We start from the raw sequence: 12,672 nt of genomic DNA, 5'->3' as shown, positions 1-12,672 counted from the left end.
TATTAAAATACATATTGACGATACGTTCGTTATGTATTTTAATAGCTAGAACTAACTCTTTTTTAATGAGCAAATTTGAAGAATTATAATATAGTAAATTGTAAGATATAAGTAATGTAAAGTTTGAAACTTAATAAAAAGAGGAGGTGAGGACATTGTCAGAGAGAAGAATTATTCATATTGATATGGACTGTTTTTTTGCGCAAGTTGAAATGAGAGACAATCCAAAATTAAAAGGGAAACCAGTTATTGTAGGTGGTAAAGCAAGTGGTAGAGGCGTTGTTTCTACAGCGTCTTATGAAGCAAGAAAATATGGTGTTCACTCTGCAATGCCCACCGCTCAGGCTCATAAACTTTGCCCAAATGGTTATTACGTGACGCCTCGGTTTGAGGCTTATAGGGAAGCATCAGAACAGATCATGAAAATATTTAAAAGTTATACTGACATCGTTGAACCACTTTCTTTAGATGAGGCTTACTTAGATATTACCCATCTTGTCAGACCAGATTTACCTGCTTCTCAAATTGCACAATATATACGGAGAGATATTTTTGAAGCGACCCAACTTACATCATCTGCAGGTGTCTCTTATAATAAGTTTCTAGCAAAGTTAGCTAGTGGTATGAACAAACCAAACGGTTTAACTGTAATTGATTATCGTAATGTACACAAAATATTGATGGAGTTAGATATTGGTGATTTTCCGGGAGTAGGTAAAGCTTCTAAAGAAAAAATGCATGAGCATCACATATATACGGGGCAAGATTTATATAATCAAAGCGAGCGAGAGCTTATTAGGCTGTTTGGTAAAAGAGGTCACGGTTTATATAATAAGGCAAGAGGGATAGACAATAATCCAGTTAAATCAACGAGGATTAGAAAATCAGTCGGTACAGAGCGAACATTTGCTGCCGATATGAACGACGATGATGAAATATTACAAAAAGTTTGGGAGCTTAGTAATAAGACAGCAGAACGGTTAGCTAAATTGCATAAATCAGGTAAAACGGTAACTGTTAAAATAAAGACATTTAAATTTGAAACATTATCAAAGCAACGTAGCTTACGTGACCCTATACGGAATGAAACCGATATCTATAATGTTGCATATAGTTTATATACCGAATTAAAAGATTCCAATACACCTATTAGACTTATAGGTGTAACTGTAGGGAACCTGGAAAAGGCGACATTCGAAAATATGACAATTTATGATTATATTTAAAAGATTTTAATTGATATAGTTTCATCAACTTATAGTCACTGATAAGGTTTAGTCTTTATCTCTAAGGTCTTTACCGTATACCTTAAGCATACTTGATAAATTGTCATAGTGTTTTAAAAGTCTAAATGTAATCATAGCACAAGCTTTAGCATCGTTAAGGGCATCGTGATGTCCATGAAAGTCTAAGTTATAATATTGCATCATATAGTTCAAACCATAACGATGATGCTGAATTGTTCTTCGAGATAATTGAAGTGAACAAAAATAAGTCATGCATGGCGTTTCAATTCCTAATGATCTAATACTTTCATGTAAAACAGTCATATCAAAAGCTGCATTATGAGCTACTACTGGTAAATCATCTATAAATTTTAACATGTACGGGTACACAGTTTTAAAAGTAGGAGCGTCTGCAACTTCCTCGGGATGAATACCATGTACTGCAATATTTTGTTGTGAAAAGAAATCATTAGGATTAATGAGGGTGTAAAATGTTTCTGTTATTTGATGGTTAACAACTTTAACCATCCCTACTGAACAAATACTCGTACGTTTCCCATTTGCAGTTTCAAAATCTAGAGCAATAAAGGCATCTGAATTCATGTTACAGGTTTCCTTTCTTAATATTAAATATGTAATGACTTTATATAAATATGGGAAACTAGTCAAGCTAACAAAACTATTCAAGGTGGCTTTTGTAATCAGTTTAAAGAATATTAATTTGTGGAAGGATAGTAATAAGAAGGATATGACAAAAAATTGATTTCTAGGTTGATTCCTTTATAATTTTCCAAAATCGAGCATGGAGACAAAAAAATAAGATATTTATGCTATGGCATTAGAATAGCATAAATATCTTATAAGTGATTTAAATGTACGATAAGACTTAAGCTTCCTCTTCGAACGAACGTGCAGCTAATTCTTTTTCATAAAGATAGAGCGTATTACTGTCATCACCAATACGATTTAAGTAATCGATGTGTGTTTCAAACATAGCTTCTTCTTCAACTTGTTCATCTAAGAACCAATTTAAGAATGAAATTGTTGCGTAGTCTTTATCTTTAGTTGCTAAGTCAGATAAATTATAGAATCTACGTGTAACTTCTTGTTCTTGAGCTAAACCATCTTTAAATGTTTCTAAAATACTTGTGAATTCTGTTTTTGGTGCAGGGATAGAACTAAAAAGTGCGTGGCCGCCACGGTCATTAATATAGTCATATATTTTTTTACCATGGAAACGTTCTTCTTTCGCTTGTTGGATATAGAAGTTAGCAAATCCTTCATAAGAATTGTCATCACAGAAAGCAGCCATAGCCATATATGCATGAGCGGCATAAAATTCATGGTTCATTTGTTCATTTAATGCATTTAATAAGTCTTCATTTAACATAATTAATAAGCCTCCAATGCTTTTTTTTAAGTATATCAAAACTATTCATAGTAGTAAATTATACACAATAATCATAGTAAAAATGTAACGGTAATTTAGATTTAGAATTGTTTGGAATACAACATAATCATGTTATAATATTCTAGTGAAGAGTAGAGGAGGAAGTATATGAGACATTGGACTGCAACCCGATTAGCAAAAATAGCTAGGCAAGCGAGTAAAGCTGCCGGTAAAAAAGGTACAGATTTGCCAGGTCAAGTTGCTAGAAGAATAGATAAAAATATATTACGAAAATTAGCTTCTCAAGTTGATGAGATAGTCTTCATTAGTGGTACAAATGGCAAAACGACGACTTCGAACTTAATCGGTCATACTTTAAGAGCTAATGATATTGAAATCATACATAATAATGAAGGCGCAAATATGGCTGCAGGTATAACATCAGCTTTTATTTTACAAAATAAAAAAGATACAAAAATTGCAGTTATTGAAATAGATGAAGGGTCAATTCCAAGAGTACTTAATGAAGTAACACCGACAATGATGGTTGTTACGAATTTCTTCCGAGATCAAATGGATCGTTTTGGCGAAATCGATATTATGGTTAATAATATAGCAAATGCAATTAATAATAAGGGAATTAAGTTGCTGTTAAATGCGGATGACCCATTTGTTAGTAGATTAAAAATAGCTAGTGATACAGTCGTTTATTATGGGATGAAAGCACACGCTCATGAATTTGAGCAAAGTACAATGAATGAAAGCCGTTATTGTCCAAACTGTGGTCAGTTATTACATTATGATTATGTACAATATAACCAAATAGGGCACTATCATTGCGAATGTGGATTTAAACGTGAAGATGCTAAATACGAAGTATCTAAATTTACACTTACACCATTTATTAATTTAGATGTTGGAACAACTACATTTAATATGAAAATAGCTGGTGATTTTAACGCGTATAATGCGATAGCAGCATACACAGTTTTAAGAGAATTAGGTATAAATGATGAAGGTATACGACAAGGTTTTGAAACTTATACTTCGGACAATGGCCGTATGCAGTATTTTAAAAAAGATAGTAAAGAGGCAATGATTAATCTTGCGAAAAATCCTGCTGGAATGAATGCAAGTTTATCTGTGGGAGAACAATTGGCTGGTAGTAAAGTTTATGTGTTGAGCTTAAACGATAATGCAGCAGATGGTAGGGATACATCATGGATATATGATGCTGATTTTGAAAAGTTAACCAGACAGCAAATTGAAGCAATTGTTGTTACAGGTACACGTGCTGAGGAATTGCAATTAAGATTAAAACTTGCTGGCGTTAACGTGCCGATTATTTTGGAAAAAGATATATACAAAGCAACGGCTAAAACAATGGATTATAAAGAAAGTTTTACCGTGGCAATTCCAAATTACACTTCACTTGCACCAATGTTAGAACAATTAAACCACTCATTCGAGGAGGTCGAAGTGAAATGAATGAATTAACGATTTATCATTTTATGCCAGACAAATTAAATTTATATAGTGATATAGGTAACATTATTGCATTAAAGCAACGTGCCAAATTAAGAAATATTAAATTGAATGTTGTAGATGTTAATGAAACAGAAGGTGTTACGTTAGATGGATGTGATATATTCTTTATCGGCGGTGGAAGTGATAGAGAACAAACGCTTGCTACAAAAGAGTTAAGTAAAATTAAAGATATTTTAAAAGAAGCAATAGAAGATGGCATGCCAGGTCTAACGATTTGTGGAGGGTATCAGTTTTTAGGTAGTAAATACATTACTCCTGATGGTACAGAACTTGCGGGCTTAAATATATTGGATTTTTATACAGAATCACAAAAAGAACGTCTTACTGGTGACATCGTCATACAAAGCGAGACTTTCGGTACGATTGTTGGTTTCGAAAATCACGGTGGTCGTACATATCATCCTTATGGTACTTTAGGTAAAGTAACACATGGTTATGGCAATAACGATGATGAAGCGACAGAAGGTATACATTATAAAAATCTATTAGGCACATATTTGCATGGTCCAATTTTACCAAAAAATCATGAAATTACAGATTATTTATTAGAGAAAGCTTGTGAGCGTAAAGGTATAGAATTTGAGCCTAAACAAGTGGATAATACAGAAGAAGAAGCTGCTAAAAGAGTAATTGTTGAACGTGTACAAAAAAGTAATTAATTAAATTTAAAGGCACTATAATAAATGTTTTGAATAAAGCGTATTAAGGGTTTATGCTAATACGATAGCATTATATACAATTGACGCAAAAGAGTGGTACAGAATATTTTTGACTAAAATAATTTCTGTACCACTCTTTTTTTATATCTAATTAGTTAGCAAATACAATTATCTAGCAATTGGCTAAGTATAATATTGTTAAGCGAAACGATGATCTAATATTCGATAAATTAATAGTATTTCATAAATGATGTGACTCTTAATTTGATTTTCGTCAAATTCATCTAAACCTTTGACTGATGTCTTGAGCAATGAAGCGTGGCGTGGTTGGCGTTCAAAATGTCCAGTAACATAGATGTTATTTATACTCTGTGCAATATAAAGGATGGCCAATTTTTCCTCATGTGTAAATGTTACATTAGTATCTTTTGGTAGGTAGACTAAATTTGATAAATGAGTTATAAATAACCTATTTGTGTGAGATCGGGTAGTTAATGACTTTAACCGTAACCAATCGGAGTCATTATGCTTATGGTAACTGAGTTCATCTTTTTGATAAGCTAATAACGTTTCTACTTTCTGATTAATGTCGACTAAAGCATTTAACTGACGATAAGGTGCGCTTTTAGTGAATTTACCAAGTAGGAGTTGACGCATTCTCAAATCAAAAAGAGCATACATTTTACGTTCTGAAGTATTAATGGAGGATTCTAATTGATCATAATACTTTGGAGGTAAAATAATAAAGTTTACAAGGCCAGCAGTTACAAGACCGATGATAGCTGTTAAAAGTCTAGAAAAGAAGTTAAAGAAATAAGCATCGTGGATGCCTGGAATCATAGCCATTGCAGTAAGCGTGGCAACAGTTGTGCCTACATGTAAATTTAATTTTGTACACAAAATAATTGTAAATGTTGCACTAAAAGCATAAGTAAAAGGTGATTGGTCACCGAAGATAAAGGTAAATACTACGGCAAATAAAGCGCCTATAATTGTTGCTGGTAGTCTTCGATAGCCTTTTTTCAGAGAAGCTTTAGCAGTTGGTTCAATTGTAACAATTGCTGTTAAAATTGCAAAAATAGGATTTAAGTCTAATGCCAAGCATAACAATGCTGTTAAAAATGTAGCTAATCCTGTTTTGATTGTTCGTGCACCAATAATCTTTTTATACCAAATGTCATTCATAGAAAAACTCCTAATGGTATGTATAGTAGTTAAAACAATATGAAATATTAAAAGTAGTCATGTCATTCGTTCCATAAAATGTTAAACTATACATGTTAAAATTTTCTAATTTATTATATCAAAAAAATTCTGCTATAATAAGGGAGAATATAATATATATAAAGGAACGGGATAATATGATCGTAAAAACAGAAGAAGAATTAGCAGCTTTAAAAGATATTGGTTACATATGTGCTTTAATAAGAGATAAAATGCAAGCTGCCACTAAACCAGGTGTAACTACTAAAGAGTTAGATGATATAGCAAAAGTATTATTTGAAGAACATGGTGCAATCTCAGCACCAATTCATGATGAAAACTTCCCAGGTCAAACATGTATCAGTGTGAATGAAGAAGTTGCTCACGGTATTCCGGGTAAACGTAAAATAAACGAAGGTGACTTGGTGAATATTGATGTATCAGCCTTGAAAAATGGTTACTATGCGGATACAGGTATTTCATTTGTTGTCGGTGAAGCTGATAACCCATTGAAACAAAAAGTTTGTGACGTAGCATTAGAGGCTTTTGAAGCAGCGATGACAAGAATTAAACCAGGTGCTAAACTTAGCCAAATTGGTAAAGCAGTGCATGCAACTGCACGTAAGAACAACCTTACTGTAATAAAAAACTTAACTGGTCATGGTGTTGGACAATCATTACATGAAGCACCAAACCACGTGATGAACTATTACGAACCAAAAGATAAAACGTTACTAAAAGAAGGTACAGTCATAGCAGTAGAACCATTTATTTCTACAAAAGCAACATACGTTACTGAAGGAAAGAATGAATGGGCATTTGAAACAAAAGATAAAAGTTTTGTGGCTCAAATTGAACATACTGTCATTGTGACAAAAGACGGACCAGTATTAACTACTAAAATAGATTAGATGGTGTTTCGGTCTAAAGTCCTAATATAAGATGGTTCCGGAGCCTATATTAAAGGTTCCGGATATTTTTTATAATAGAAGCTAATCAATCATGAGGTGATTCTATGAATTATATTAAGACTTACTTAGAAAAAATGACAAAAAACACTTTCTATACTAGTTTAGTAGAATATAGAAAGTATTTAGATAACAAATTAAGAAGTATTGAAATGTACATAAATTACTTACGCGATAGAAAAGTTTATGTAGGAAAATTAATTGATAATTTAACGTTATCATTAGAAAATAAGTATATTGATATGATAGATGAAGATTACATTTATTGTGCTCAAGAGATTGAGGATATCGAAATAGATAGAATAAAAAATGACTTAAATGAAATGGAAGCAGACTACGCTCGAATCGAATCCGATCTATCACAACAAGCAGTTGAAAGAGCAAATATCGAAACTGAGTGTGATTTAATCGAACGCATTAGTTTAGTCGCTTGAAGAAAGGTGGCGAAACATGACTCATAAATATATATCGACAGAGATGCTTATCGTTTTTACAGCATTGATGATTATTGCCAATTTTTATTATATTTTCTTTGAAAAAATTGGCTTTTTACTTGTTTTATTACTTGGTTGTATTTTAGTTTATGTAGGTTATATTTATTTTCATAAAGTACGTGGACTACTCTCGTTTTGGATAGGGGTATTGTTTATTGCATTTACGTTACTTTCTAATAAATACACAATTATAATCTTGTTTGTATTTTTAATAGTACTTATTGTTAGATACATTATTTATAGATTTAGACCTTTGAAAATAACTGCTACTGAAGAAGAGGTCGATACGCCAGATTTTATAAAACAAAAATGGTTTGGTGAACAACGTACACCTGTGTATGTATATAAATGGGAAGATATTCAGGTACAACATGGTATTGGGGACATCCATATCGATATGTCGAAGGCAGCCAATATTAAAGAGAATAATACGCTAGTCATCCGTCATATTATTGGGAAAGTACAAATTATCGTCCCATTGAACTACAATATAATTTTGCATTTCACGACGTTATATGGTAACGCCTATGTAAATGAGACATCTTATAAAGTTGAAAATAATAATATCAAAATTATTGAGAAAACTAAAGAAGATAACTATGCTGTAAATATTTATGTTTCGTCCTTCTTAGGTGATGTTGAGGTGATTTATAAATGAATCACTACATTAGAGCAATAGGTTCGATGTTGATATTAGTTTATAGTACATTTTTTGCTATATTTTTTATTGATAAAGTATTTGTTAACGTAATGTACTTTCAAGGTATGTTTTATACCCAAATATTTGGTATACCCGTCTTATTATTTTTAAATTTAATGGTTATTTTGCTCTGTATTATTGTAGGTTCTGTATTAGCTTATAAAATAAACCAACAAAATCATTGGTTAAAAGACCAAATAGAAAGATCAATAGAAGGGCAAACTGTAGGTATAAATGATCAAAATATAGAATTGTATAATGAAACCATTGAGTTATATCAAACGTTCGTCCCTTTAAATCAAGAAGTACATAAATTAAGGATGAAAACGCAAAATTTAACTAATGAATCATATAATATTAATGATGTAAAAGTGAAAAAAATTATTGAAGATGAACGACAAAGGCTAGCACGTGAATTACATGATTCAGTGAGTCAGCAGTTGTTCGCAGCAAGCATGATGTTATCAGCAATAAAAGAAACAAAATTAGAGGCACCATTAGATCAGCAAATTCCGGTACTAGAGAAAATGATTCAAGATTCTCAGCTAGAAATGAGAGCTTTATTACTACATTTAAGACCTATAGGATTGAAAGATAAATCACTTGGTGAAGGTATTAAAGACTTAGTTGTAGATCTACAGAAAAAAGTACCGATGAAAGTTATACATGATATAGAAGAATTTAAAGTACCTAAAGGTATTGAAGATCATTTATTTAGAATCACACAAGAAGCTATATCGAATACATTAAGGCATTCAAAGGGAACTAAAGTAACTATAGAGTTATTTAATAGAGATGATTATTTATTATTGAGAATACAAGATAATGGTAAAGGCTTTAATGTTGATGATAAAGTAGAACAAAGTTATGGCTTAAAAAATATGCGTGAGCGTGCACTTGAGATTGGTGCAACGTTTCATATTGTGTCACTACCTGATGCAGGTACCAGAATTGAAGTTAAAGCCCCATTAAATAAGGAGGATTCATATGCCGATTAAAGTTTTATTTGTGGATGACCATGAAATGGTCCGAATTGGAATATCTAGCTATTTATCAACACAACCAGATATTGATGTTGTAGGAGAAGGGAAATCGGGAAAGGAAGCAATTGAAAAAGCTCACCAATTGAATCCTGATTTAATATTAATGGATTTACTAATGGATGATATGGACGGTGTTGAAGCAACCGAACAAGTAAAAAAAGATTTACCTCATATGAAAGTAGTCATGCTTACGAGTTATATAGAAGATAACGAAGTATACCGTGCACTTGATTCTGGTGTGGATAGCTACATTTTAAAAACAACGAGTGCTAGTGATATTGCAGAGGCAATAAGAAAAACCTATAATAATGAGTCGGTTTTTGAAGCAGAAGTTTTAGTTAAGATGAGAAATAGAATGAAGCAACGTGCAGAATTATATGAAATGTTAACAGAACGTGAGATGGAAATCTTATTATTAATAGCAAAAGGCTACTCAAACCAAGAAATAGCAAGCGCCTCACATATAACAATTAAAACTGTTAAAACACATGTAAGTAATATTTTGAGTAAATTAGAAGTACAAGATAGAACACAAGCTGTTATTTACGCTTTTCAACATAACTTAATTCAATAAGTTACAAAGTATATAATAAATAAAGGCTAAAACAGAAACGTAATCATTAAATACGTTGTGTTTTAGCCTTTATTTTTATATCAAGATGACGTAAGCCAACCATAATCAGTATAATGAGTTAGTAGGCTTGCACCAAATTTTTTAGATTTAGATCAGGCGAACTGTCTAACCTAGTCATCTTAGCTAGGTTAGAATGGCGAAATCTTTTTAAATAAATTAGATTTCTGTCCCGTTCACATGACTTTAGCAATTATAGCGTTATTAAAATTTATTGATTATTATTTTGACTATTTTTTGAATCAGTAGCTAAATTCACATCTTCTGAATTTGAATCTTGTTGTTCAGATGGTGTATGATTTTGCTTGATTTCCGCAAAAGTTTGTTCTTCAGGTGTCTTACCAGCAACAACTTTTCTTTGATGGAAAATGGCATTGATTTCAGCACCTATAATAATAATGAAACCAGTGATATATAACCAAAGCATTAATATAATAATACCAGCGATACTACCATATGTTTTAGAATAATTGGAAAAATTAGATATATATATACCAAATAAGTATGAACCAGCTAAGAAAACGATAGTTGCAAAGATAGCACCAGGTATAACGGACATTAACTTAATTTTAACATTTGGAGCTAAGGTATATAAGACCATGAATGCAATTAAGACTACAATTACTGGAAGTACATAACGAACCGTATCAAATACCCATTTCACTTGTTCTCCAAGTCCGAGTGGACCGAATAATAAATCGCCAATTTGTTGACCGAATGTTGGTAATACAAGTGCTACTGGCATAACAATTATCATAGCTAATGTAAATAAAACACTATATAATTTTGAAACAATAAAATTTCTACTATCTTCAACATCATAGGCAACGTTAAATGAATTCATTAATGCAGTCATTCCATTTGATGCTGACCATAACGCTAAGATCAAACCTACAGATAAAATACTACCACTAGCATTACTCATGATATCGCCAATGATATCAGCTACCTGTGAAGCATATGTAGGTGGTACATGATCTTTAATCATATCTCTAATAGTAGATTGTTTTACACCAACTACAGGAACTATTGATAGTAAAAATAATAACATTGGGAATAAGGATAACATAAAATAATAAGACAGTTGTGCTGATAAACCAGATGCGTCGTCTTTACCTATTCTATACACCAAATAAGAGAAAAAATTTGAGTCTTTGGTATATTTAGCTGGTTTGTTAATACGCGATACAAAGAACGCTTGATTGTCCTTTTTAGGTGATTTTGATTTGAATTCGTCAGGTGTAATATATATACGATCACGTTTAATCTGTTCACCACTATTTTCATTTGAGTTCTTATTTTCCATCTCTTTAGCAGAATTTAAAAAGTTAGAATTAGTTTTTTCTTTTTTAGACATATCAAAACTCCTTATGTATTTATATTTTTAATATACTTTAAAATGATAATAAGGTAAATATGTGTTGCCATATTCTTACTATAAAAATGAAAAGAATAATTTCAGATAATATTGTAAATTATAAAATAATATAAAAAGGAGCGAGACAGAAATCAAAATTTTAATTTGATTTCGTGTTTCGCCCCAAGTTAGAGTTATTGATATCTAAAAAATTAAAATGAATAATACTTAATATTTAAATATCAATTATTACTGTGCATTGTATCATTAAAAAGTTATAAATTTAGAATTTACTTTGTTAACAATAATCTATTAGTGCACAATGTAATACCTCAAGTTTAATTCAGAGACTTCATTAGCTGTTTAAACGATTGTTTTTACGTTCGACAAATGTGTTCTTAGCATCTTTTATTGAGCGTTCCAATTCAGGATTGTTGCGTCTAATTTCTTCAACAACATCTTTCCAATAAAATACTTCATCTTTTATATTATTAATTGCAGATGATTTTTGAGGACGGTTGCCTTCTTTTCTGTCTTTGAAAGATTGTTTTAAAGACTGTCTTGTTGATTTGTCTGCTAATGTTGCTGCTCCTCCGACGATGGCACCTATTAATATTCCTGGAATTAATTTGTTTTGCATTATATTTTACCCCTCTCTTAAGTTTGCATCTTTAATTATAAAATTAATTAAATTATCACAAGATGATTGTACCATTTTATAAACGCCTTCGAAATTATTTGTATAATAAGGGTCTGGTACATCAGTTTCGTCCATATCACTAAAGTCTAACAATTTATATAATTGACCTTTAATGTTGGGATTGATTTGTTTAATATTCTCTACGTTACTTTGATCCATTGCAATGATATAGTCAAAGTCATCATTAGGTTGAAACAATTCGCTAATCATACCGTCGAATGGTATGTTATGCGAGTTTAAAATTGCTTGAGTCCCTTCATGAGGAGGTTGTCCTAAATTCCATTTCCCTGTACCTTTAGAGGATACGTTGATATCTTTAATGTTTCTATCTAGTAATTTTTGTCGCATAATGGCTTCTGCCATAGGTGAGCGACATATGTTACCTAGACATACGAATGCTACAGTTGTCATATGAGTACCTCCAAATTTATATAATCCTCATTCCCATTTTAAAGCTTTTTCAATCATTTCTAAAGGGGGAATTATGATAAAAGTTTTACAAGGTTGTTAAATTTGATAAAATGAGAAAAAAAGAGGTGAATAATTTGGCAAATAATAATGAGCAAATGATAGACGAAATAAGAGGACGATTAAATCTTGTGAATCAAAGTGTAATTGATCCTGAAAAGTTTAAAACAGCGAATGAACAAGAGATTCGTGAAATTTATGATTATGTAACATCAAAGGCGTCGTTTACGCCAAGTGAAGCATCAGCTATTGCAGAGGCGCTTGGTCAGATTCGTCAATAGGAAT

General features: G+C 31.6%; 15 protein-coding genes. 9 read left to right on the top strand and 6 right to left on the bottom strand.

Features of this window, described 5'->3' with window-relative positions:
* Positions 1–155 precede the first annotated feature (155 nt).
* Positions 156–1,226 carry a DNA polymerase IV gene (gene dinB, locus BTM19_RS11665; protein WP_038678844.1) on the top strand — a complete coding sequence of 357 codons (1,071 nt, stop codon included), beginning with the start codon at positions 156–158 and terminating at the stop codon, positions 1,224–1,226.
* A 48-nt stretch (positions 1,227–1,274) separates the two neighbouring features.
* Here dinB and BTM19_RS11660 read toward each other — a convergent pair whose 3' ends face one another.
* Entirely contained in the window at positions 1,275–1,829 is a 555-nt protein-coding gene (locus BTM19_RS11660; RefSeq protein ID WP_029378972.1) for a 3'-5' exonuclease, read from the bottom strand.
* Positions 1,830–2,112: 283 nt separating this feature from the next.
* On the bottom strand, positions 2,113–2,616 hold the full coding sequence (locus BTM19_RS11655) for a ferritin (RefSeq protein ID WP_029378973.1): 504 nt from the start codon (positions 2,614–2,616) through the stop codon (positions 2,113–2,115).
* 168 nt (positions 2,617–2,784) lie between these two features.
* On the opposite strand from BTM19_RS11655, the gene murT reads away from it, so the two are divergent.
* Both murT and gatD read left to right on the top strand, forming a co-directional pair.
* The gene (gene murT, locus BTM19_RS11650; protein WP_029378974.1) at positions 2,785–4,104 is read left to right on the top strand and encodes a lipid II isoglutaminyl synthase subunit MurT; all 1,320 of its coding nucleotides are present in this window, start codon (positions 2,785–2,787) and stop codon (positions 4,102–4,104) included.
* Entirely contained in the window at positions 4,101–4,823 is a 723-nt protein-coding gene (gatD, locus tag BTM19_RS11645; RefSeq protein WP_029378975.1) for a lipid II isoglutaminyl synthase subunit GatD, read from the top strand. Before murT ends, gatD begins: the two co-directional genes overlap by 4 nt.
* Positions 4,824–5,021: 198 nt before the next feature.
* Here the strand turns inward: gatD and BTM19_RS11640 are convergent, their stop codons facing one another.
* Complete coding sequence (locus BTM19_RS11640) at positions 5,022–6,008, bottom strand: FUSC family protein (RefSeq protein ID WP_038678842.1); 987 nt, start codon at positions 6,006–6,008, stop codon at positions 5,022–5,024.
* A 176-nt stretch (positions 6,009–6,184) separates the two neighbouring features.
* Here BTM19_RS11640 and map point away from each other — a divergent pair, with 176 nt between their 5' ends.
* The 5 genes from map (at position 6,185) to vraR (ending at position 9,805) form a co-directional block, all read left to right on the top strand.
* Positions 6,185–6,937, top strand: coding sequence for a type I methionyl aminopeptidase (map, locus tag BTM19_RS11635; RefSeq protein WP_029378977.1), 753 nt, complete (start codon positions 6,185–6,187; stop codon positions 6,935–6,937).
* A gap of 104 nt (positions 6,938–7,041) precedes the next feature.
* Entirely contained in the window at positions 7,042–7,428 is a 387-nt protein-coding gene (locus BTM19_RS11630; protein WP_029378978.1) for a hypothetical protein, read from the top strand.
* Positions 7,429–7,444: 16 nt separating this feature from the next.
* Positions 7,445–8,146, top strand: coding sequence for a cell wall-active antibiotics response protein VraT (gene vraT / locus BTM19_RS11625; protein ID WP_029378979.1), 702 nt, complete (start codon positions 7,445–7,447; stop codon positions 8,144–8,146).
* Positions 8,143–9,186: a sensor histidine kinase VraS gene (gene vraS, locus BTM19_RS11620; protein ID WP_029378980.1), complete on the top strand. Its 1,044-nt coding sequence runs from the start codon at positions 8,143–8,145 to the stop codon at positions 9,184–9,186. Before vraT ends, vraS begins: the two co-directional genes overlap by 4 nt.
* Entirely contained in the window at positions 9,176–9,805 is a 630-nt protein-coding gene (vraR, locus tag BTM19_RS11615) for a response regulator transcription factor VraR (protein WP_017723494.1), read from the top strand. Before vraS ends, vraR begins: the two co-directional genes overlap by 11 nt.
* Positions 9,806–10,073: 268 nt before the next feature.
* Here vraR and BTM19_RS11610 read toward each other — a convergent pair whose 3' ends face one another.
* From BTM19_RS11610 to BTM19_RS11600, 3 genes are all read right to left on the bottom strand, one after another.
* Positions 10,074–11,219 carry a YihY/virulence factor BrkB family protein gene (locus BTM19_RS11610; protein WP_058625640.1) on the bottom strand — a complete coding sequence of 382 codons (1,146 nt, stop codon included), beginning with the start codon at positions 11,217–11,219 and terminating at the stop codon, positions 10,074–10,076.
* A gap of 355 nt (positions 11,220–11,574) precedes the next feature.
* Positions 11,575–11,859 carry a hypothetical protein gene (locus tag BTM19_RS11605; RefSeq protein ID WP_029378982.1) on the bottom strand — a complete coding sequence of 95 codons (285 nt, stop codon included), beginning with the start codon at positions 11,857–11,859 and terminating at the stop codon, positions 11,575–11,577.
* A gap of 6 nt (positions 11,860–11,865) precedes the next feature.
* Complete coding sequence (locus BTM19_RS11600; RefSeq protein WP_029378983.1) at positions 11,866–12,330, bottom strand: low molecular weight protein-tyrosine-phosphatase; 465 nt, start codon at positions 12,328–12,330, stop codon at positions 11,866–11,868.
* 134 nt (positions 12,331–12,464) lie between these two features.
* Here BTM19_RS11600 and BTM19_RS11595 point away from each other — a divergent pair, with 134 nt between their 5' ends.
* On the top strand, positions 12,465–12,668 hold the full coding sequence (locus BTM19_RS11595; protein ID WP_017723498.1) for a DUF1128 family protein: 204 nt from the start codon (positions 12,465–12,467) through the stop codon (positions 12,666–12,668).
* Positions 12,669–12,672 lie beyond the last annotated feature (4 nt).

The sequence above is a fragment of the Staphylococcus xylosus genome (genome assembly GCF_002732165.1).
Classification (GTDB): domain Bacteria; phylum Bacillota; class Bacilli; order Staphylococcales; family Staphylococcaceae; genus Staphylococcus; species Staphylococcus xylosus.
Note: the sequence above shows the minus strand (reverse complement) of the source record. Positions and strands in the feature narration are given on the sequence as shown.